This window comes from Arenibacter amylolyticus, assembly GCF_002150785.1.
GTDB lineage: Bacteria > Bacteroidota > Bacteroidia > Flavobacteriales > Flavobacteriaceae > Arenibacter > Arenibacter amylolyticus.
Genome location: NZ_MTAZ01000006.1, coordinates 27,628 through 50,968, shown reverse-complemented (window position 1 = coordinate 50,968; position 23,341 = coordinate 27,628). Strand labels below are relative to the sequence as shown.

At 40.8% G+C, this 23,341-nt stretch carries 20 protein-coding genes; 14 read left to right on the top strand and 6 right to left on the bottom strand.

Going from position 1 to position 23,341, the window contains the following annotated elements:
• Positions 1-211: 211 nt before the first annotated feature.
• The 4 genes from sufD (at position 212) to BV214_RS04025 (ending at position 3,689) form a co-directional block, all read left to right on the top strand.
• A complete protein-coding gene (sufD, locus tag BV214_RS04040; RefSeq protein WP_086476207.1) occupies positions 212-1,528 on the top strand; it encodes a Fe-S cluster assembly protein SufD in 1,317 nt (438 codons plus the stop codon).
• Positions 1,529-1,558: 30 nt separating this feature from the next.
• Positions 1,559-2,785 (top strand): aminotransferase class V-fold PLP-dependent enzyme, encoded by a 1,227-nt coding sequence (locus BV214_RS04035; protein WP_086476206.1) that lies wholly within the window; start codon positions 1,559-1,561, stop codon positions 2,783-2,785.
• A gap of 91 nt (positions 2,786-2,876) precedes the next feature.
• Entirely contained in the window at positions 2,877-3,299 is a 423-nt protein-coding gene (locus tag BV214_RS04030; RefSeq protein ID WP_086476205.1) for a SufE family protein, read from the top strand.
• Between the two features lie 57 nt (positions 3,300-3,356).
• Positions 3,357-3,689 carry an SUF system Fe-S cluster assembly protein gene (locus BV214_RS04025; protein ID WP_086476204.1) on the top strand — a complete coding sequence of 111 codons (333 nt, stop codon included), beginning with the start codon at positions 3,357-3,359 and terminating at the stop codon, positions 3,687-3,689.
• 247 nt (positions 3,690-3,936) lie between these two features.
• On the opposite strand, the gene BV214_RS04020 is transcribed toward BV214_RS04025, so the two are convergent.
• The 3 genes from BV214_RS04020 to BV214_RS04010 all read right to left on the bottom strand — a co-directional run bounded on the left by BV214_RS04020 (position 3,937) and on the right by BV214_RS04010 (position 6,464).
• Positions 3,937-4,722: a patatin-like phospholipase family protein gene (locus tag BV214_RS04020; RefSeq protein WP_086476203.1), complete on the bottom strand. Its 786-nt coding sequence runs from the start codon at positions 4,720-4,722 to the stop codon at positions 3,937-3,939.
• A gap of 172 nt (positions 4,723-4,894) precedes the next feature.
• The gene (locus BV214_RS04015; RefSeq protein ID WP_086476202.1) at positions 4,895-5,290 is read right to left on the bottom strand and encodes a DoxX family protein; all 396 of its coding nucleotides are present in this window, start codon (positions 5,288-5,290) and stop codon (positions 4,895-4,897) included.
• A gap of 22 nt (positions 5,291-5,312) precedes the next feature.
• On the bottom strand, positions 5,313-6,464 hold the full coding sequence (locus tag BV214_RS04010) for a DNA polymerase III subunit (protein ID WP_086476245.1): 1,152 nt from the start codon (positions 6,462-6,464) through the stop codon (positions 5,313-5,315).
• A 188-nt stretch (positions 6,465-6,652) separates the two neighbouring features.
• On the opposite strand from BV214_RS04010, the gene BV214_RS04005 reads away from it, so the two are divergent.
• The 3 genes from BV214_RS04005 (at position 6,653) to BV214_RS03995 (ending at position 10,565) form a co-directional block, all read left to right on the top strand.
• Positions 6,653-7,843 (top strand): phosphoglycerate kinase, encoded by a 1,191-nt coding sequence (locus BV214_RS04005; protein WP_086476201.1) that lies wholly within the window; start codon positions 6,653-6,655, stop codon positions 7,841-7,843.
• A gap of 101 nt (positions 7,844-7,944) precedes the next feature.
• Entirely contained in the window at positions 7,945-9,534 is a 1,590-nt protein-coding gene (locus BV214_RS04000; protein WP_086476200.1) for a LysM peptidoglycan-binding domain-containing protein, read from the top strand.
• A gap of 14 nt (positions 9,535-9,548) precedes the next feature.
• Positions 9,549-10,565, top strand: coding sequence for a DUF4837 family protein (locus BV214_RS03995; RefSeq protein WP_086476199.1), 1,017 nt, complete (start codon positions 9,549-9,551; stop codon positions 10,563-10,565).
• A gap of 262 nt (positions 10,566-10,827) precedes the next feature.
• Here BV214_RS03995 and BV214_RS17115 read toward each other — a convergent pair whose 3' ends face one another.
• The 3 genes from BV214_RS17115 to tatA form a co-directional block, all read right to left on the bottom strand.
• On the bottom strand, positions 10,828-10,995 hold the full coding sequence (locus tag BV214_RS17115) for a DUF6747 family protein (protein WP_317045162.1): 168 nt from the start codon (positions 10,993-10,995) through the stop codon (positions 10,828-10,830).
• A 272-nt stretch (positions 10,996-11,267) separates the two neighbouring features.
• Positions 11,268-13,775, bottom strand: a complete 2,508-nt coding sequence (locus tag BV214_RS03990) for an OmpA family protein (protein ID WP_245806740.1) — start codon at positions 13,773-13,775, stop codon at positions 11,268-11,270.
• Positions 13,776-14,348: 573 nt separating this feature from the next.
• Positions 14,349-14,534 (bottom strand): twin-arginine translocase TatA/TatE family subunit, encoded by a 186-nt coding sequence (gene tatA / locus BV214_RS03985; RefSeq protein WP_086476198.1) that lies wholly within the window; start codon positions 14,532-14,534, stop codon positions 14,349-14,351.
• Positions 14,535-14,733: 199 nt separating this feature from the next.
• On the opposite strand from tatA, the gene BV214_RS03980 reads away from it, so the two are divergent.
• From BV214_RS03980 to rfbA, 7 genes are all read left to right on the top strand, one after another.
• Positions 14,734-15,603: a M23 family metallopeptidase gene (locus BV214_RS03980; RefSeq protein WP_086476197.1), complete on the top strand. Its 870-nt coding sequence runs from the start codon at positions 14,734-14,736 to the stop codon at positions 15,601-15,603.
• 6 nt (positions 15,604-15,609) lie between these two features.
• Entirely contained in the window at positions 15,610-17,106 is a 1,497-nt protein-coding gene (locus BV214_RS03975; RefSeq protein ID WP_086476196.1) for a GH3 auxin-responsive promoter family protein, read from the top strand.
• Between the two features lie 576 nt (positions 17,107-17,682).
• Positions 17,683-19,368 (top strand): DUF6909 family protein, encoded by a 1,686-nt coding sequence (locus tag BV214_RS03970; protein ID WP_086476195.1) that lies wholly within the window; start codon positions 17,683-17,685, stop codon positions 19,366-19,368.
• Positions 19,369-19,374: 6 nt separating this feature from the next.
• A complete protein-coding gene (locus BV214_RS03965; RefSeq protein WP_086476194.1) occupies positions 19,375-20,448 on the top strand; it encodes a hypothetical protein in 1,074 nt (357 codons plus the stop codon).
• Positions 20,449-20,540: 92 nt separating this feature from the next.
• Positions 20,541-21,584: a dTDP-glucose 4,6-dehydratase gene (gene rfbB, locus BV214_RS03960; RefSeq protein WP_086476193.1), complete on the top strand. Its 1,044-nt coding sequence runs from the start codon at positions 20,541-20,543 to the stop codon at positions 21,582-21,584.
• 278 nt (positions 21,585-21,862) lie between these two features.
• Entirely contained in the window at positions 21,863-22,171 is a 309-nt protein-coding gene (locus BV214_RS03955) for a four helix bundle protein (RefSeq protein WP_394334912.1), read from the top strand.
• 209 nt (positions 22,172-22,380) lie between these two features.
• The gene (gene rfbA, locus BV214_RS03950; RefSeq protein ID WP_086476192.1) at positions 22,381-23,244 is read left to right on the top strand and encodes a glucose-1-phosphate thymidylyltransferase RfbA; all 864 of its coding nucleotides are present in this window, start codon (positions 22,381-22,383) and stop codon (positions 23,242-23,244) included.
• Positions 23,245-23,341: the final 97 nt, after the last annotated feature.

The window sequence follows — 23,341 nt, the reverse complement described above, 5'->3', positions numbered from 1 at the left end:
CCAATAAAGGCATTCCAATGCCGGAGGGCAATTTACCAGGACGACCCATAAGAGCTACCGATACCATCGGTTCGCAGATTCGGATAACATGGAACCAATCATATTAAAGGAATAAAAGAAAATATTTCTAAACTGTTAAGTAGTTATCGAACATCTCAACACAAATAAGAGATCTATAACCTTTAACATTTAGACATTACAACTTAAGAAAATGGATTTAAAAGAAAAATTAGTCTCCTCTTTTTTAGCGTTTGAGAATAATGTAGACGTAGAGCATTCCGTTCATGATATACGTACCGAAGCAATAAAGAAGTTTGAGGAAAAAGGATTTCCCTCCCGAAAAGAGGAGGAGTGGAAATACACTTCCTTAAATAGACTACAAAAAGTAGATTTCAGCATATTTCCCAAAACCGAGAGTAACCTAGACTATAAGGATGTTAAGCGGTATTTTATGCATGAGATAGATACTTATAAAATTGTATTTGTCGATGGTGTCTACAGTTCTTATTTATCGGAAACCACCCATGACGGGGTAGATGTTTGCCTAATGAGTTCTGCGCTTACCAAACCTATGTACAAGCCGGTAATAGACGTATACTTCAACAAGATTGCCAACAAGGAGGATTCATTAACAGCTCTAAACACTGCCTTTAGCAGAGAGGGAGCCTATATTTATATCCCCAAGCACAAGACACCCAAAAAACCCATAGAAATTATACATTTCTCTACGGGTACGGAGGCCGCCTTGATGTCACAACCACGTAACCTGATTATCGCTGAAGAAAATTCTGAGCTTCAGGTTATAGAGCGCCATCAAAGCCTTACCACCAACGAGGTCTTTACCAACGCGGTAACGGAAATATTCGCAGGGAAAAATGCAATCGTGGACTACTATAAGGTACAGAATGATGGATTATCGGCTTCCTTGATAGACAATACCTATATAGATCAGAAAGATGGAAGTGTAGTAGACGTACACACCTTCTCCTTCGGTGGTAAACTTACTAGGAACAACCTCAACTACTATCAGAACGGGGAGCGACTAAACTCTACCTTAAGAGGGGTAACCATTATTGAAGGGAAACAACACGTAGACCACCACACCTTGGTACACCATATTAAGCCAAACAACGAAAGCTACCAAGATTACAAAGGTATCTACGATGAAAGTGCAACTGCTGTTTTTAACGGTAAGATTATCGTAGATCAGATTGCCCAAAAAACCAATGCATTTCAGCAGAACAATAACATCCTGTTGAGTGACAAGGCTACCATTAACACCAAGCCACAGTTAGAGATATTTGCGGATGATGTTAAATGTTCGCATGGTTGTACCATTGGACAATTGGATGACGAGGCTTTATTTTATTTACAGTCTAGAGGTATTCCAAAAAAGGAGGCCAAGGCCTTATTAATGTATGCCTTTGCCAACAACGTTTTGTCTACAGTTCGCATTCCAGAACTAAAAGCTAGAATCAATAAAATAATCGCTAAAAAATTAGGTGTCAATATTGGCTTTGACCTATAAGGACATCCGTTTAGTTAGTTAATTCCTATTATGATAAACACTGTACTCGATATTCTATCCGTCCGTAAAGATTTTCCCATACTAAACAGGAAGGTCCATGGCCAGCCTCTTGTGTATTTGGACAATGCCGCCACTTCACAGACGCCAACGATGGTTATTGATGCTATAGTGGATTATTACAAGCGGTATAATTCCAATATTCACAGAGGGGTCCACACCCTTTCCCAGGAAGCAACGGATGTGTATGAGGAGGCCAGGCAAAAGATTCAAAAGCATTTTAACGCTCGCAAAAGCCACGAAATTATATTTACCCCAGGTACTACCTTCGGTATTAATTTGGTGGCCAATGGCTTTGCCTCCCTATTACAAGCGGGGGACGAAATTATCGTCTCTGCCCTAGAGCACCATTCCAACATAGTTCCTTGGCAGATGCTAACAGAACGCACTGGAGCGGTTCTAAGGGTAATCCCCATGGATGTAGAAGGAGAATTGGTGATGGAAGAATACCACAAGCTATTAAGCGATAAAACAAAGCTGGTATTCTGCAACCACGTCTCCAATGCCTTGGGAACAATTAATCCCATTGAAGAAATCATCAGTGCGGCCCATAAAGTTGGCGCAGCGGTATTGTTAGACGGCGCACAGGCAGCCCCCCATATTAAAGCAGACGTACAGCAATTAGACGTTGATTTCTATGTGGTTTCTGGCCATAAAATGTGCGGCCCTACTGGGGTAGGCGTTCTTTACGGAAAAGAGGAATGGCTAAACAAATTACCTCCCTACCAAGGAGGTGGGGAAATGATTGCCGAGGTGACCTTTGAAAAAACCACTTATGCAGCCCTTCCCCATAAGTTTGAGGCCGGGACCCCAAACATTGCAGGAGGTATAGCTTTTGGCGCGGCATTGGACTATATGAACAACATTGGATTTGATGCTATTTCACGGTACGAACACGAGCTATTAACCTATGCCACTGAACAGCTTTTAACCATAGAAGGTTTAAAAATCTATGGCACCTCTAGCAACAAAACAGCGGTTATTTCCTTTAATATAGAAGGATTACATCCCTATGATATAGGAAGCATCTTAGACAAGCTGGGAATTGCCGTTAGGACTGGCCACCATTGTGCGCAACCCATAATGGACTTTTATAAGATTCCAGGAACGGTAAGGGCAAGTTTTAGTTTTTACAACACCAAGGACGAGATAGATGTATTGGTCGCCGGAGTAAAGCGCGCCAAGTCTATGTTGATCTAAAATCCATAACGCAATCTATATCTTCTTGAATTTAAGTGCTGTGTGTTGTACTTTTGCAATGAAAATCCATATGACAGGATAAATTAACACTATGAGTATACAAGAAATACAAGAAGAGATTATAGCGGAATTCTCCATGTTCGATGATTGGATGGAGCGTTATGAATATATGATAGAATTGGGAAAATCACTTCCCCTAATCGAGGAGCAGTACAAAACCGACGACAATATCATTAAAGGCTGCCAGAGCAAAGTATGGGTACATGCCGAATTAAATGATGATAAATTGGTATTTACCGCTGATAGCGATGCCATTATCACCAAAGGAATCGTAGCCATTTTAATTAGGGCATTCAGCGATCAAAAACCAAGTGATATTATAGCAGCAGACACCCAATTTATAGATGAAATTGGCTTAAAGGAACATTTATCCCCCACACGGGCTAATGGTCTGGTGAGTATGATTAAGCAGCTTAAAATGTATGCAATCGCCTATCAGACACAGTTAAATTAAGGCACAACCTTAGGGTGGTATCATTGAGAGACCATCCCACCTAAATTTTTTAATACGATGAGCACAGAAACACCCACCATAGACACCCAAGAATTAGGCGAAAAGATAGTTCGTGTCATAAAAACCATTTATGACCCAGAAATCCCCGTAGATATTTATGAACTGGGATTAATTTACGACGTTTTGGTAAACGAGGACTACGAGGTTAAAATTCTTATGACCCTAACCTCCCCCAACTGTCCTGTTGCAGAATCCATGCCCATGGAAGTTGAGGAAAAGGTGAAATCTATTGACGAGATAAAAGATGTGGAAGTAGAACTAACTTTCGATCCGCCTTGGACCCAAGATTTAATGAGCGACGAGGCCAAATTGGAACTAGGTATGCTCTAGATCGGCCATGCGTAGCATCAATTAACGATAACACCCTCTTAAAATGGTAAACAGCGCCCCAAATATATGATTACATGCATTTGGGGCGTTTTGTTTTTTATTCATAGTGGTAGCGAGGACCATTATGCGGACAGCATCCACTCTACCAACCCAATTCCATGCCTAAAAGAGAAACTAGCTATGGGTTTTACAGAGAGATGGTCCTCTTAGGGACACCTCAACCAATCATGTTATTTAGAAAATACCACTAATATTCTACAAAGATTTTTTGAAGCTTTGCCAAGGTATGTTCGTAACCAATAGTATAGGCTTTCTCAATCCCTTTCTTATCTAAGATCCCGATTAGTTCTAATGATTGCGGTTCTATAATTAAATCGCACTGCTGTACTTTAGCCCTATTCATGGCATAGATCATTAAGGAAGTGGTTCTATTAGCCAATTGATAAGACGATCTTATCCCCTCCTTACTTAACTGCCTAACGGAAGAAACATTACTCCCAATAATAAAATCGGACTCATCTGCTACATACTCATAGGGAAAGTTATTCATAATACCTCCGTCCGCATATAAGGTGCCATTGATCACAACGGGACTAAAGACAGGAGGCAAGGCCGCAGAGGCCAATAAGGGCATAATAAGCGCTCCCGTAGAGAAAATTCTTTCCTCCCCACGTTGTAGATCCGTGGTCACCACCGACAGTTTCCGCTGCAAGGATTCAAATGTGTTCTCTGGAAAATACTTTAACAACACTTCAAAATACCGATCAGTATCTAAGAGCCCAGGCTTTACTAGGGTCATAAAGTGGTATCGGAACAAAGGGGTTTCCTTAAAAAAGCGAAGCATTTCAGAAACCGAATTCCCATTGGCATACATAGCGCCTACTAAGGCCCCTACACTACTGCCACTAACAACCTGGGCTTGAATCCCAAACTCGTTTAAAGCTTGAATCATTCCAATATGGGCCATGCCCTTTACTCCACCTCCAGATAACACCAAGCCAACCGACTTAGTTTTAATTTCCGCCAAATTCATAGTCATGATTTATAAAAGTAGCACAACCGCTCCTCAAAAAGGATAGCGTTTCACCTTCCACAAACTAAGCAATTTTTATGAATTGAACAGCTAAATAAAATGCAACACTAAAGAAACTCCCCCCTTTAACCATAAAGACAAGTAATAAGCATCACAATTAGACTTTAAAGCCCTACTGCAATAGGAACACTAAAAAAACGGTTGGTATAAAGTAGATGGCAATGGTTCTTGCCCCGTCATAGTCCTTGGCAATCCGCTGGCCTAATAAGAGCATCAGGAGCGCAATACAAGCCACTACGGCACCGGCTAAGGCAACGGACTTTCCACCCTCGGTCACCAGCATGTACATTCCCAACAAACACAGGACCCCGGCAACCAACTCTGTTACCAGTACCGTGATCAACAACAAGGGAACCTGGCCTTGAAACGGGGTATCTTTAAAATGTCCCTGTAACCAGGAAATATTTCCCTTCCAGTCCATCATCTTATCAAAGGCACTTTGTACAAAAGTGATAATTAGAAAAAGAAGCAATAAGAGTTCCGTCGCATTATTGGTTAAGGTTTCCATGTACAAGTATTTATTTTCGCTATTATGCCGCTTTAGCGTGCAATAAGCGGGTTAGTTTTATAGATAGATCCATTAGAATCAACTTAGCATTACCATTTCTTTCGATGTGATAACTAGCATCCTCCAGTTCTTTCACAATTAAAAGAATATTTCCCTCATGAACAAAAGGTGCAAAATTTTCCAATTTGAAACCTTCTACATGAAATCTCATATAGGCCAAGTCCTTTGCATTGTAATTGATTAATAGCGCTTGTCTCATGACAGAAATACAATAGCTTAAGAACTGTTTTTGTGTTTCCCTACCCGTTTTGGCCACCAGCTCGCTCCACGCTATTAAATCGTGTATAGCCCCTTTATTGCCTTTTGCCCTAAAGGCAGAACGCACCCATTGCACAAACCACTGTTCAAAAACAAGGTCTTCGGAATCATTGTTCATAAAGTCCAATGCCTTGTTAAAATTTCCGTTGGCCTCGTGGGAAATCCGCAATGCGTCTTCCCTACCTACTCCCCTTTCGATTAAGGCTTCTACTATGGCCCCTTCTGCCACTGGAGGAAACCGGAGTATTTGGCAACGCGATAAAATGGTCTGAATAATCTGCTCTTCTTCTTCCGCGATTAGGATTAAAACCGTTTTGTGAGGAGGCTCCTCTATAAGTTTTAATAATTTATTGGCCGTGGCAGTGTTCATTTTTTCCGCCATCCAAATTATCATGGCCTTGTATCCTCCTTCATAACTCTTAAGGGAGAGCTTTTTAACCATCTGTTGGGCTTCATCTACCCCTATTTGCCCCTGCCTATTATCTATTCCTATAGCTTTATACCAATCGAAAAGATTCCCATAAGGCTGTTCTGTTAAAAACTGTCGCCATTCTTCCAGGTAACTATCACTTACTGCATGACTTTTAACTTTAGTGGAATTGGCCACCGGAAAAGCAAAATGAATATCTGGATGGGACAAGGAATTGCATTTTATATTACAGCTGGCATCCCCATTCTCATTTTCACCCCCCGTATTCCCGCAGACTAAATACTGAGCATAACACAACGCCATTGGCAATGTACCACAGCCTTCCGGACCAATAAAAAGTTGCGCGTGCGGAATGCGACCGGCATCGGCACTAGAAGTAAGATGATCCTTAATGTGGTTAAGCCCTAAAATTTCCTTAAATTGCATAGGCCAAATATAATGGAATAAAACCAAAATAGGCTTATATAATTGGGCCACATAACTGGCAATTTCTCCCCCTTCATCGCATTGTCAAATTAACAATTCTCCCAGTGGCACGGGTAATTATTAGAGAAAGTATCTTTAAAACATCCTTTAAATCTTTACATTTGCTATTCTATAAAACCAGTAGTCATATGAGAACCATCAACGATTTTAATTTTAAAAATAAAAAGGCATTAATAAGGGTAGATTTTAATGTACCCTTGGATGCCGATCTAAAGGTAACGGACAACAACAGGATTGTTGCTGCAAAACCAACTATATTAAAAGTATTGGAAGACGGCGGGAGTGCCGTACTTATGAGCCATTTGGGAAGACCAAAGGGACAAGCTACCCCAGAGCTTTCATTAAAGCATATTGTAAAAGAAGTTACCCAAGTTATTGGAGTAGACGTTAAATTTGTAGAGAGCTGTGTAGGTCCTGAGGCAGAACAAGCAGTTGCCGATCTAAAAAGCGGAGAGGTATTATTGTTAGAGAACCTTAGGTTCCATTCGGAAGAAGAGGCTGGCGATGAGGAATTTGCCAAGCAGCTATCGCAATTGGGGGACATTTATGTAAACGATGCCTTTGGAACGGCTCATAGAGCTCATGCTTCCACTACCATTGTAGCAAAATTCTTCCCTGAAAATAAATGTTTTGGCTTTTTATTAGCCAAGGAAATAGACGCCATAGAAAAAGTAATGCGTACCGGCGAAAAGCCCATTACTGCAATTCTAGGTGGAGCCAAAGTATCCTCCAAAATCACGATTATTGAGAACATCTTAGACAAGGTAGATCATTTGATTATAGGAGGCGGAATGACCTATACCTTTGTGAAGGCACAAGGAGGAAAAATAGGAGATTCCATCTCTGAAGACGATAAAATGGAATTGGCCTTGGAAATCCTCTCAGAAGCTAAGAAAAAGGGAGTGACTGTACATATTCCCGTAGACGTTTTGGCCGCTGATGATTTTGACAAAAATGCCAACACCCAAGTGGTCGCTTCCAATGAGATCCCTGATGGATGGCAAGGATTGGATGCCGGACCCAAGACTTTAGAAAACTTTAAGCAGGTAATCCTAGATTCCAAAACCATCCTATGGAACGGTCCCGTAGGCGTTTTTGAGATGGAAGCTTTTGCTAAAGGAACAATAGCAGTAGGTAATTTTATTGCCGAAGCTACTAAGAACGGGGCTTTTTCCCTTGTAGGTGGTGGCGATTCCGTTGCGGCCGTAAAACAGTTCGGTTTTGAGGACAAGGTGAGCTATGTATCTACTGGGGGCGGTGCCATGTTGGAAAGCTTGGAAGGAAAAGACCTTCCGGGAATCGCTGCAATATTGGCCTAAATCCCTCGCTCCAACATATAGGGAAGCAAGCATTTTCACCAGACCCCATTTGGTTTGGTGAAAATGCTCCCATTTTATCAGTTCCCATTAAAAGACAACTCATGAAAGTGACCAAGAATTTCCTATTCAGTATTTTGGGGCTAGTGGCCACCACTACCCTTTCTGCCCAAGAACCAGACTCCATTCCCAACACCCCAAATCCAAATAAAGCGGCAATCATGGAGGTAGACACCACTGCGATGGATATGGAAGGGGTAGAATTGATGGAAAGCATGGATGCGCAGGCCACTATGAAAGACCAACCCTTGGTACGATTAAAAGGTGAAAAAAAATACGACCTACAGGATCTCTTGGAAGCCGCTAAATACGATAGTCTATGGTTAAGGGAACTACACCAAAACGCTATGCTCTTCGACTCCATTTATGAGGATATCTCCAAGATGGAAATAGATACGGTGTACCATTATAAGGTAGATACCGATACCCTAAAAGCAAGATTAGAAAGATTAAACCAGCGCACTCCTTTTAATATTACCTATAATCCGTCCTTAGAAAATGTAATCAATTCCTTTCTAACCCGCAGACGGGGCCTAATGAGTAGAATGCTTACTGCAAGTCAGTTTTATTTCCCCTTATTTGAGCAGGAATTGGACAACCAGAACATTCCTTTGGAACTAAAGTACTTAGCCATTGTAGAATCGGCATTAAATCCACGAGCTAGATCTAGGGTGGGCGCAACAGGCTTATGGCAATTTATGTACGGTACCGGTAAAATGTATAATCTGGACGTAAGTAGTTATGTGGATGAAAGAAGCGACCCCATCAACTCTACCAAAGCAGCCAGTATGTACCTTAAAAGGTTGCACCGCATTTTTGACGATTGGGATTTGGCCCTAGCCGCCTATAATTCGGGTCCCGGCAATGTAAATAAAGCCATTAGACGCTCTGGAGGGTATAAGAATTATTGGAATATAAGAAGACATCTTCCTCGGGAAACCGCAGGCTACGTACCGGCTTTTTTGGCTACCATGTACATCTTTGAATACGCCAAGGAACACGGATTGGAACCTGAGGTGGTAAATAGACCTTATTTTGAGACCGATACCGTGCATGTAAAGCGCATGATCACCTTTGATCAAATTGCCGAGTTGGTAGATATCAGTGTAGAAGAATTGGAAGTATTGAATCCCGCCTATAAGTTAAATATCATCCCCTATGTAGAAGGCAAAAATTACAGCCTACGACTTCCTATCTATGCCTTGGGCAAGTTTGTAAACAACGAAGAGGCAATTTACGCCCACGTGGAAAATGAATTAAAGAACCGGGAAAAGCCACTTCCCGAAATGACCTCCACCCAAAACCAAATAAGATATAGAGTAAAAAGCGGGGATTATCTAGGTAAGATTGCCGAAAGATATGGTGTAAGAGTGAGCCAAATAAAAGCTTGGAATGGTTTAAGAAGCAACAATCTGAGGATTGGCCAGCGACTTACCATTTACCCCAGAAAACACCCTAGCACGAGTGTCAGCAGCAGTTCCAAGGTCCATACTGTTAGAAATGGAGACTCCCTTTGGGGCATTGCAAAAAAATATCCGGGAATTAGTATCGAGAATTTACGAAAATGGAACGGTATTAGTGGTAACGATATCAAACCGGGTACAAAATTAAAATTGTGTGACTGTTCCTCGTAAAAATTTATACTACCATGAAAAAAATTGGAATTCTCTTTTTGTCGACATTTTTATTACTGATTTCCTGTAATTCAACTCCAAAGAAAAAATACCTGCCTGAATCCATAGGAGCGATAAATTCCTTGGCAGTAGTAATGGACAATGACTTATGGGAGGGTGCGGTAGGAGACCGTGTTAGACAGCATTTTGCGGCTCCAGTCTTAGGACTTTCTTGGGAAGAACCTCTGTTTACCATTCACCAGATGCCCGCTAAGGTTTTCTCGGGTTCTGTGTTAAGCACCAGATCCGTTTTATTTGTTGCCAAGGACACCCTAAGCTTGGCTCATATTAAAACGGATGTGTACGCCACGCCACAGAACGTAGGTGTTATAAAAGGTACTACCCAGGAGGAAATAATAAAGAACTTGGATGCCAAGGCCAATGAAATGATCAAGGCTTTTAAAAACCTTGAAATTGGGGAAGCCCAAAAACGTTTTCAGATATCCTTGAACAAGGAGAAGGAATTAGAAGAAAAGCTAGGAATTACCCTATCTATCCCCTCCATTTACAAGGTTGGAAAACAGGAAGGTAAGTTTGTATGGATCGATAGACAGATCCAAAAAGGAAGCATGAACATTATTGCCTATGAGGTACCAGGAAACTATTTTAAGAGCGACTCTACCCTGGTGGCCGATATTGTTAGCATGCGCGACTCTATAGGGAAGCAGTTTATTCCTGGGCCCGATGTTCCTGGGAAAATCACGTATATGGTCACGGAGAAAGCTTTCTCTCCCTATGTTTTCCCTGCCGAAATTTCGGATAGGAAAGCCGCTGAAGTAAGGGGAATTTGGGAGATAGAAAATTACCCTATGGCAGGACCTTTCCTTACTTACATCATCAATGACCACAAGAACGATAGAAAAGTGGTGGTAGAAGGCTTTGTATTTGCCCCAGCCACTGAAAAAAGGGATTATATGTTTGAGTTGGAGGCGATTTTAAAAACAATAAAGTTTGTAGACGAACCTAGCCAGCAACAGCAGGCAAGTAGATAAGCCCGGCCCTTTTAGGTGTGTTATCCGCTAACGAAAGGTTAACCTATACATACACTGCTCATTCCACCCTAGGGTTTTAAGCGAGTGCGCATAGATTATTGGGTTCTGCCAAAAGTGGTAGAAAAACTGGGATGGGTGTAGCCTTACGCGCCTGTAGCTTCACGTGCCCCTTCGAAACAATCAGGCCCAAGGAAACACAGGAATTGGGACACCTCTACTGGGAGGTCTACTAAGGCTAAAATCCTATAGGTAAGTACCTTGGTTAGAAACTAAATCCAGTAGCAACCCTATATATAAAGGCGTAAATTACGACTGCTATTAGGAAAAAACAAAACACGGAAAAGGCCTTAAAATATCTTTTTAGAAACAGGTGGGTCCAATTTCTAAAAGCCTCCAAATAGATTTCTTTCAAGAGAAAAACATGTTTCATAACAGCTATATTAGTTAATTGCTCATGCTAATTTTAGAAATGTTAGGCTACTGGGACAACTTATTAGATAAAGTGCCGCATAAAACGGATGAACTAAACTTTATATTGTAATCATTCGACAAACAACATAAGTATTCGTCAAGATGACTAATACCCTAAAAGTAATCTACAAAGGATAAAATTGATTGTTCCAGGGATGGATCCAGAAATAAAAAGGCCCGCTTTCCCAAAAGAGAACGGGCTATAGAAATTAGTCAATCTGGTTAAACTGATTACATCTTCACAATTATAAATTCGGATCTTCTATTGAGTTCATGTCGCTCTCTGGTACACCAAACCCCATCCTTACATTCGTTCAACAATCGCTCTTCCCCGTAGCCAATAGCACTTTCAATCCGCTCTTCGGAAATTCCTTTGGAAATAAGATAGTCCCGGCTAGACTTAGCCCTCTTGTCCGAAAGATATTTATTGTACACCGCAGGTCCTCTAGAATCTGTGTGCGATTCAATTTTTATAACCATGTCCTTATGATCCATCATTACCTCCACCAACTTATCCAATTCTACCGCGGCATCCTTTCTTATATACGATTTATCAAAATCAAAGAAAATCATGTCCGTTTTAAGCTTACGAACGCCCTCCTCTACCACAATCAACTCTTTTAGCTTCTTCATCGGGATTTCTATCTCCACCACTTCATTGGTCCCGGTCACCACCTCTTTTACATTCTCAAAATACTCAGTTTGGGCAATTTTCACAGTATACTTAGTGTCCGACTCCAAATCCTCAAAAACAAAGGTGCCATCGCTAGCAGTAATTACCTCCTTCAATTTAATATTGTTTTCATCTAACAAGGTCACTAAGGCATTGGGCATTAACTCCCCGGTAATTTGCTCTACAACCGTACCAGCAATTGCATTGTATACGGTTTTCTCTGGAATCAACCTTTCAAATCCGTAGAGATCATCGTCCCCTTTTCCACCATTTCTATTGGAGGCAAAATACCCCTTATTGTTGTTTTCATTTACTATATAGGAGAAATCGTCCTTTTCACTGTTTATAGGCCTTCCTAGATTCACAGCATCCATGAATCCGCCATCTTCCTCCAATACGGCTTCATACACATCCAATCCGCCCAGTCCTACATGACCATCGGAAGAGAAGTACAATTTTTCATCTGTCACAAAAGGAAACATTTCCTTCCGTTTGGTATTGATCTTAGGGCCTAGGTTCTTGGGTTGGGAATACTGGTTGTTTCCCAGCACATCCACCACAAAGATGTCTGTCTCCCCCATACTTCCTGGCATATCCGAAACAAAATACAGTTTCTTACCATCAGGACTCAATGCGGGATGCCCGGTGGAATAGGAATCACTATTAAAAGGCAACTCCTTTGCTTCTCCCCACTCCCCGTTTACCTTATTGGAAACATAAATTTTTAAATGATTCATACCATTTTCATCCCTTCGCAACTTCCTCTTATAGTTATTGCGGGTAAAGTACATAGTGGTATTATCGGGAGAAAAAGTTACGGAAGCTTCGTGATATCTTGTGTTGATATTCTTGGATAATTTAATGGCATTCCGCAATTCTTGGGACTCCTCATTGATATTTGCCAAATAAAGGTCCAAAAATGGCTGGTTATTCCATCCATACCGCCTAGTAGTAAAGACTGAAGAATCTCTTGAGGAAGCAAAAACCATTTTATCTTCCTTATAAAACATGGGGGCAAACTCCGAATATTGGGTATTTATAGACAAATTCTTCAAAATAGCGTTGTCATCGGCTGCCAGAATATTATCTAAAACCACTTCATTTGCATTGGCCTCCATACTGGTATCTTCCTCTTCTACCGTCTCATTCTTTGTGGCCCTATTATACAATCGCATCATGCGTTTAGCCCTACCATATTTACCAGCTCCTTTAAGAGTATGCGCATATTTAAAAAGGTACTCTGGCCTCATATCTGCCTTATACGTTTTGTACAATTGATGGTACCAATAATAGGCACGTTCCATATTGGTGTTAAAATAATGAGCGTCTCCAGCTTTCTGAAATATTTCTAAACTACTGACATCGGGAGTTTTTTCCAATCCTTTTTCGTAAAGCTCAGCAGCCTCCGCATACCTCATCTGGTCAAAATAGGTATTTGCCTTATTTATCCAAGAATTACTTTTAACCGGAGGTACCGTCAAAACGGAGGGGGTGGAGTTCCCGCTGGCTGTCACGTTTTCATAACTCACAATTTCTAAAGGTGCCGCATCCACAACCTTAGCGCTTATTGGTTTCTTTTCACGCGAAACAAGGGTATTAGCGGCTACTGGGCCTTTGGAAGGGGGAATAATCAACACCCAAACAGTCTTATCATAAGTCTGATTGATATTGGTATTACATGCCTCCAAAGCCTCTTGCCAGGTGTCAAATCTTTTAAGGTATAGATAGTTCAGCTGATCTTCCGGATTAAATAAAAATCCCGCTTCAAAACCCTTTTTCCTTAGTTTTTCCAGGTTTTTAGCTAAATACCCCTCATTACTATATATGTTACTGATAATGTAATAACCCGGTGTTTGGATATACGTATTTGAAAACCGCTTGATATTTATTTTATGTAGCCTAAAGGCAGCCTCCATTTTATCGGTATCCCCAAGAGGTGCCATTTTGGATGCCAGGATAGGGCTATGACTCGTGGGGATAGTTACAGCTTGCTCCTCTTCACTCCCCTTTTTTCTTTCTTTATTATCCTGACCATAGGTAAGGGTCGCAATTAATAAAAATAGCAAGGGTAAATAATTTTTTATATTTATAAGAGTAGTCCGCAATACAATTAGTTGTTAAGAGCTTAAGCAGTTGAAACCTGTAAAATTCAACTTCGGTTTCCTCAAAAAGGGAAACACCAAACCCATTAATATCATAAGAACGTCAAAACTAGACGCCCTAGTACGGTTTGAAAATTATTTGTTGTGAACACTGTAATTTCCATGGTGTAACCTTGGTTTCATACGCTTTAACAGCGCATCCAAGTAGATTTACCCAAGCTTCTAAGCTTGCAGGAAGATCAAATAAGAAATAAATAAGGATAATAAAGGGTACTTAAGATTTAAGTACAGAACTTGGATAATAATATAAATGACGTCTATGGAAAATCACTAGAAACCTTGTTTTACATGTTTCAGTTCCTTGCGCCTAGAATTCACGGTTCATTTAAGGATTGTTAGAAATCCGCTGTGGGAAGTACGGCGCCATCAAGCGTGATGGCTAAAGAATAAAGAAGGATTGGTGTGAGCTATGCAAATCAACCAAATAAAAAAACACCCACAAAAGCAGGTGTTTTATATATAAAATGGCGTCTCTTATTAGTTCTCTTTTTTGTCTTCCAAGACTTCATCATCTTTGGAAGCATCCTTAAACTCTTTAATACCACTACCCAATCCGCGCATTAGTTCCGGTATTTTCTTTCCTCCAAATAGTAGTAGGACCACCACCACTATCAATATGATTTGAGGGGCGCCAATTGCTAAAAATGTGTTTAATGTGATCATAGTAAGATGATTTATTAGAAACAAAGGTACTAAAAAAGATGTTAGTAGCCTGTTAATTTTAATCGCTAAAATATATTTTAATTCTAACAAAGCAGAATATATTTTGTGAAAGAATACTTTTGTGGTGAAATCGCAATTACCTATCAAAATTTATACTAAAGATAATTAAAGTTAATTTGTAAGCTTATCTTTGTTTATTATGGCCAAAAAAAAACAAAAGAGAAAGGAAATAAAGAGAAAGCTTCTGCACAAGTACCGCTTGGTCATCCTTAACGAGAGTACTTTTGAAGAAAAGATTTCATTTAAGCTCAACAGAATGAATGTTTTTGTTACGGGCTCCTTGTTTATTATAGGCCTCATCGCCTTCACCACACTCTTAATCGCCTTTACCCCGCTGCGGGAGTATATCCCCGGTTACTCCTCCACCAAGTTAAGAAGACAGGCTACAGAGCTTACCTATAAAACTGACTCTTTGGTGACGGTCCTAAATTATACCAACAGGTATTTAGATAACATTCGGAAAGTATTGACAGGCGACATTGAAAATAATGAAATTAACCGCGACTCCTTGTACGAACAGTATAAGATAGACCCTTCCACCATTGATCTCAACCCCATTAGGGAAGATTCTTTACTAAGGGCGCAGGTGGCTAGGGAGGACAAATACAATTTATTTGAAAGAAATCTTAACAGTCCGGGAAGGGTATTGTTTACTCCCCTGAGCGGGACCATCTCACAAGGATTTAATCCAGAATCCAAGCATTATGCCGTAGATGTTGTGGCCCCCACAAATAGTCCAGTGAAAGCAGTGGCCAATGGAACGGTGATTTTCGCGGAATGGACCGCCCAAACAGGTTATGTTATTATATTGGAACACGCAGACGGACTCCTTAGTGTATATAAGCATAACGGCTCGCTGAACAAGGAGCAAGGCGATATTGTTCGCGCTGGGGAAGTGGTTGCCTCTGTTGGCAACACCGGGGAGTTCACTACCGGTCCCCACCTTCACTTTGAACTGTGGAGTGACGGAAGTCCGCTAAACCCAATGGATTTTATAGATTTTAAATAGTAAAGAATGAGTTTAAAGTCCTTAGCTGCCAAGATATTTGCCAAAGTGGTTGCAAGAAAAACTGCAAAATGGGTAGAAAACCCAATAGAAACCCAGGAAAAAGTTTTTGCCTCCCTTATAGGGCAGGCAAAGGATACTGTTTTTGGGAAAGACCATAATTTCTCCCAAATTCAATCGCACGCCGATTTTGTAAAGCACGTTCCCATAAGGGACTACGAAGAAGGCAAGGCCTATATAGAGCGGGTTATTGCTGGAGAAAGCAATATTGTATGGCCTGGAAAACCCACCTATTTTGCCAAAACATCGGGGACTACTTCCGGAGCCAAATTTATTCCCATTACCAAGGAATCCATAAAACACCAAGTAGAAGCATCCCGCAACGCCATCCTTACCTACATACACGAAACGGGAAGGGCCGATTTTGTGGACGGAAAAATGATTTTTCTACAGGGAAGTCCAGTAATGAAGGAGCAAAACGGCATTAAAATAGGAAGGCTCTCGGGGATTTCTGCCCATTATGTTCCCAATTACTTGCAGAAAAACAGACTCCCCAGCTGGGAGACCAATTGCCTGGAGGATTGGGATACCAAAGTATCCGAAATCGTAAAAGAAACCGCTCAGGAAAACATGACCGTTATAGCGGGTATTCCCTCTTGGGTGCAAACCTATTTTGAAAAGCTGAACGCTACTACTGGTAAAAAGGTGGGTGAACTCTTCAAGAATTTTGAACTGTTTATCTATGGAGGGGTCAATTACGAACCTTACCGGGCAAAATTTGAAAACCTTATTGGTCGCCGAGTTGCCAGTATAGAATTATTCCCTGCCAGCGAAGGATTTTTTGCCTATCAAAATTCCCAAACCGAAAAAGGCATGTTATTGCTATTGAATTCGGGGATTTTCTACGAGTTTGTTAAGTCGGACGAGTTTTTTGAGGAAAACCCTAAGCGGATTACTATAAAGGATGTGGAAATAGGGGTTAATTACGTGATGATTATTTCTACCAATGCCGGACTCTGGGCCTATAACCTAGGGGATACCGTTCAGTTTATTTCTTTAAAGCCCTATAAAATAATAGTGTCTGGTAGAATAAAACACTTTATTTCTGCCTTTGGGGAGCATGTTATTGGCAAGGAAGTGGAAGAAGCCATGCGGCAGGCCATTGAAGCCACCGATGCTAGAATAAACGAATTTACCGTTGCCCCACAGATTAATCCTAGCGGAGAAGAGTTACCCTACCACGAATGGTTGATAGAATTTGAACAGCTACCCACCGATTTGGAAAAATTTAACCAAATACTGGACACCTCCCTTCAAAAACAGAATACCTATTACTTTGACCTAATAAAAGGCAAAATATTACAGCGCCTAAAGATTACTCAAATTAAAAAAGACGGATTCCAAGAGTATATGAAATCCATCGGGAAATTAGGGGGACAAAATAAGGTACAACGATTGTCTAATGACCGAAAGGTTGCCGAGGGATTGGAGGCGTTTAGGGTGTAGGAGTATAAAGTTATGGAGTTATCTTGTTATGGAGTTATGGTGGTTGTTCCTCCTAGCATTTTAACTATTTAACTGGGTTATCGTGTCATCTTGTTACTTAAGTCATGTTTTCTTCTTCGTAGCTCCGTAACAGCGTAACTTGGTAACTAGGGTTATGATGTTATCGAGTTATCTTGTTATGGAGTTATGGTGGTTGTTCCTCCTAGCATTTTAACTATTTAACTGCTTTTCTTGTGATGTTGTTACTTAAGTCATGTTTTCTTCTTCGTAACTCCGTAACAGCGTAACTTGGTAACTAGGGTTATGATGTTATCGAGTTATCTTGTTATGCTGATTGTCCTTCTTAGCCTTTTAACCCTTAAACCGCTTAACTGGTTTAATTCCACAAGCACTATAAAATTCTTATACTAACTTCTAATCTTATCCGTCGTCATTAACTAGAATCCAGCTATATTTGTATAAAAAACCAATGATTGTAGGTGAATTCCCATTAGTTATAGCTAGGTTATAGCTAGTTGACAATATTCCACCTTACTAAATATCAATATATATTGTAGTTTTGCATGAAATTCAATTATGAATAATTACACCAACACCACTAAAGCCCAAGAGTCTACGAATGCCATTGAACGCCTGTACATTACCATGCGTCATTTGTTCAATCGTGGATTCTATAAGCCTTCGGGAGTATCAGGTGCTGCCCTTAGGCAATCCCTTTTACAATTAAGACCGGAGATCTACGGTTCCATTGCCGAGGAAAAGTCGGAGTTAAATGGACTTATTTATGTACTGGAGCGCTTGCCCGAGGGTATTGAGCAGTGCCGGTACATTAACTTAACATCGGACGAGGGGTATTCCAGCTCCCAATTTAAACCTATCATTCCGCCCAAGCGACGAAGAAACTGCTACCGTATAGACGATGAGCAGATGAATATTGAGATTACCCGGGGCCGGTCGGACATTTACGACATCCTTACCCACCTTACCTTTCTCTTTATAGAGTCCGAAAAAATAAGCAAACGTGCCTTAATTGACGATTCGGATAAAACCATCCGCGATTGGGTAAAATTGGAGGAAGCAGCACTAAAAGAAGAGGAGTTGAGCCAGCGGGAACGGGAAGTGGCATTGACCCATGCAGCCAATGTGATGGGCAGACCGTTTATAGAAGTCATGGCCATCCATAAAATGCTCTCTACGGAAAAGGAGCCGGAGCGATTCTTAAAAATTGTCTATTGGTTAGGGAAATTGGCCATAGAGGAAGAAACTACTGGAAATAAACGCGCCATTACCTTTAGCCCCATGTTGCGAGAGCGCTTGGGCCACCACATTCATGGGGAACGCTGGGCCAATACGATTAAGAAAACAATGCGCGAGCACAATCTGTTAGAACGCCCTATCCATATAATAAGCGCCAATATGCACAGTGTTATGAATTCCCTGTTTGCTAAAAAGGCATTATCCAAGGAATTTGCCAACAGCGATGACCTCACCATTTTTGAGGCCTTGAGCAAAACGGAAAACTCCAGATTAAGGAATAAGGTTACCGCCTTGGCCAAAAAGAACGGTATGATCGCCATAGATGATGTTTCTGGGACCAATATAGACGTTCAGATCTTTGATCTGGCCAAGTTGGTTAAAGGCGCCTGTTGCTATGAGCTAAAGAAAACGGCCGAAAAGGACATCCCCGTACTTTTTGTGATGGATTACGCCTTTGGAGAACAAGCCTATGAAACCATAGACGAGCTATTAAAGCCTTATAAAATAGATAAAGACCAAGAGGTATTTTTAAATGTCGATTCCGTCTCCATCATGGGGAAGGCCGGAATACTAGATGGCGGTAAAGGGGATATCATGATACCATTTGCCCATATCTTTGAAGGAAGTTCGGACAATTACCCTTTTAAAAACGAATTGAGTAAGTCCGACTTTGAAGGAAATGGGTTAAAAGTACAGGAGGGCACCATGGTGACCGTATTAGGAACCTCCTTGCAAAATAAGGATATTCTAAAATACTTCCATGAGTCTACCTGGAGGGTCATTGGCCTGGAAATGGAAGGCGTGCACTACCAAAAGGCCATACAATCTGCCTCCAAGATACGAAAGAGCATTCGGGAAGATGTAAAGGTGCGGTACGCCTATTACGCTTCGGATAATCCCTTGGAAACAGGAAGCACCTTGGCTTCTGGCGGCTTGGGGACTACTGGGGTAAAACCTACTTATTTGATTACCGACAAAATTCTAACACAAATATTTAATTCTTAAGTTTATATGTCCGATAAACCACAAACACCCAACAGCGCATCTTCGGAGGAAATTGATCTGGGACAACTGTTCCAATTAATTGGCAATGCCTTTAAAAAATTCTTCCGCTTTATAGGGAATATATTTAAGGGTATTTTTCACGTTATTATATTATTCCTGCTTTTCTTACAAAGGCATTTCTTGAAATTTACTATTGCTGCTGTTATTGGCTTGGCCATAGGGATTTACTTGGATATGACCAAGACCCCAAAATACGTTTCCACCATGGTGGTAGAGCCTAATTTTAACAGTGTACAACAATTGTACAACAACATTAATTTCTATAATGAATTGGCCGAAGCACAAGATTCCGTCGCCTTGGCGGAAGCCTTGAATATTTCCGTACAGGAAGCAGCTGATATTAAGAAGTTTGACGTGGACTCCTATTCGGATGACAACCAAAAGATAGCCCTGTTCGATAAGTTTGTACGAAGCCTGGATTCTACCACCAAAAAGGCCATCGATATAGATAAGTATTTAAAGAACTTCAATTCCTTTGATGCCCGCTTCCATACGATTTCGGTAACAGCCACCAACAATAGTGTGGCCAAGAAAATACAGCCTTCCATCATAAATTCCATTTCTAGAAATGAGTATTTTAAGCTACAACAGAACATTAGCGATCTCAATATAAGCCTACAGGACAGTCTATATAAGAAACAGTTGATGGAAGTAGACTCCTTACAGTATTTGTACAAGCGCGTAATGATAAAGGAGGCTGAAAAACCCATGCAGGGGACCAGTATCAGCCTAGGCCAAGGAGAAGGAAAGGAAAACAAGGAACTGGCCTTAATCAATGAGGTAGAGCGATTAAAAGAGAATTTGGTGTTATTAAATACCGAACGCGCCAACAAATCCAGTATCCTAAACGTAATTTCTGCTTTCCCAAGAACGGGGGTAGAGGTAAAAGGGGTTTTAAACTCCTATAAATTTTGGATACCCCTTGGTTTTATAGGACTAACCCTTCTTTTGTTAGGTTTGATGGAGTTAAACACCTATTTAAATCATTATCAAAAGAAAGAAACAGAGAGTCGGGTATAAGAATTAGCAGGGAATTAATCGGCTGCAATTGAATCGGTTAACACGGGCTAGGCAGCCGGCTTGAGAACATAAACCAGATAACAATAAAGCAGATGAACATCTTGATTACAGGAGGAGCGGGATTTATAGGCTCCCATGTGGTGAGGAGATTGGTAACTACCTATCCAAACTACCACATCTATAATTTGGATGCTTTGACCTATGCCGGGAATCTTGAAAATTTAACCGATGTGGAATCGGCCTCCAACTATACCTTTATTAAAGGGGATATTACGGAGGCCGATTTTATAGATGCCCTTTTCCAAGAACACCAATTTGATGGGGTAATCCATTTGGCAGCAGAATCCCATGTAGATCGGTCTATAACCGATCCCATGGCCTTTGTAAAAACCAATGTGATGGGTACCGTACATCTTTTAAACGCCTTTAAATCCCTTTGGCAAGATAATTTTGAGGGAAAGCGATTTTATCACGTCAGTACAGATGAAGTATACGGCTCCTTGGGAAAAACAGGGTTATTTACCGAAACCACCCCCTACGACCCCAATTCTCCCTATTCTGCCTCCAAGGCAAGCTCCGATCATTTTGTAAGGGCCTATGGGGAAACCTATGGCATGCCCTATGTAATCAGCAATTGCTCCAATAATTACGGGCCCAATCATTTTCCGGAGAAATTAATTCCCCTATTTATCAACAATATCATTCAGAAACAGCCCCTGCCTGTTTACGGCGATGGGAATTACACTCGGGATTGGCTGTATGTAAAAGATCACGCAAGGGCAATAGACCTTGTGTATCATAAAGGAAAGAATGCGGAAACTTACAATATAGGCGGCTTTAACGAGTGGACCAACCTCAACCTGGTAAAATTATTGTGCCAGCAAATGGATGAAAAGCTGGGAAGACCGACGGGAGATAGCGAAAAACTGATCACCTACGTCAAGGACCGACCTGGGCACGACCTCAGATATGCGATTGACTCAACCAAAATCCATAAAGAATTGGGCTGGAAGCCATCGGTGACTTTTGAGGAAGGATTGGCCAAGACCATTGACTGGTATTTGAAAAATGAAGAGTGGTTGGCACGTGTTACTTCCGGGGATTATCGGGAGTATTATGAGAGGCAGTATAAATAAAGTGATGGAGTTACGTTGTTATGCTGTTATGAAGTTACGCAGTTATGAAGTGATGGAGTTATCATGTTATGAAGTTATGATGAAAGGGGGAGTAATTTACAATTGAATATGAGAGACTGATAATAAACTTAACTCGATAACATCACCACAAGATAACTCGATAATCGGATAACCTAGTGATAAAGTTACGTTGTTTTGAAAAAGACAACATTAAACAAGACAACAACATTAATTTGGAAATAAAATCTCACAAAGATTTAAAGGTATGGCAGGAATCTATGGATCTGGTGATTGAGGTTTATGACCTATCTAAATCATTCCCCAAAGAGGAGCAATTTGGACTCACAAGTCAAATACGTCGAAGTTGTATATCTATACCATCAAATATTGCCGAAGGAGCGGGTAGGAAAGGACGTAAAGAATTTACTAGGTTTTTGTATATAGCCCTTGGGTCTTTGGCGGAAGTAGAAACACAATTGGAAATTGCTTATAGGTTAAACTATAGTACCACTAATACAGCGGTTAATGAAAAAATCATTTATATAAGACGAATGCTAACAAAATTAATAAAGAGTTTGAATGCTTAAGTTTACAGTTAATTAACCTAGTTAAAAAGTGACCTAGTTACACAGTTATGATGAAGAAACTTTAAGAATGCATCTTCACAACATAACACCATAACTGGATAACAATATGATCCAAGTTACGAAGTGATGAAGTTAAGCTGTTATGAAGAAGGCGAAATATAACTTGATAACTCCGTAACATGATAACTTGATAACAATATAACACCACCATGAAAGGAATCGTACTTGCAGGAGGCTCAGGAACTAGGCTATACCCCATTACCATGGCGGTGAGCAAGCAACTGATGCCCATTTATGATAAGCCCATGATTTACTACCCCTTGTCTACGCTTATGTCGGCGGGAATCAGGGAGATTCTCATAATCACCACCCCGCAGGACAAGGCACTCTTTCAAAATTTGTTGGGTGACGGATCGCAATTAGGCTGTGACTTTAGATATGCTACCCAAGACAATCCCAACGGTTTAGCGGAGGCCTTTATCATTGGAGAAGAATTTATAGGGAAGGACAAGGTGGCGTTGATATTAGGGGACAATATCTTTTATGGCTCGGGATTGGCCCAACTATTACAGGCCAACAATGATCCCGATGGCGGAATTATTTATGGCTACCATGTACAAGACCCACAACGTTATGGGGTAGTAGAATTTGACGTCGAAGGACGGGCCATTAGTATAGAGGAAAAACCAGAGAACCCTAAATCCAACTATGCCGTTCCAGGAATTTACTTCTACGATAATGAGGTGGTAAACATCGCAAAGAATGTTACACCCAGTAAAAGAGGAGAGTTGGAGATAACCGATATCAATAAAGCCTATTTAGAAAAAGGTAAATTGCAAGTCAGTATTTTGGATCGCGGAACCGCTTGGTTAGATACGGGTACCTTTGCCTCATTAATGCAGGCAAGTCAGTTTGTAGAGGTAATAGAAGAGCGACAAGGACTTAAAATAGGTGCCCTAGAAGAGGTTGCCTATACCATGGGATATATTTCCAAGGAAGAATTAGAAAAGTTGGCACAACCCCTTTTAAAAAGCGGATACGGGAAGCACTTATTGGAGCTTATTAAAGAGTGAGAGGATGTTACGATGAAATTGACGTTGTTATGAAGAAGATGAAATAGGATAGCTAACTAATAATAATGCCAGGGATAACATCCCCCTGCCCCCTTCA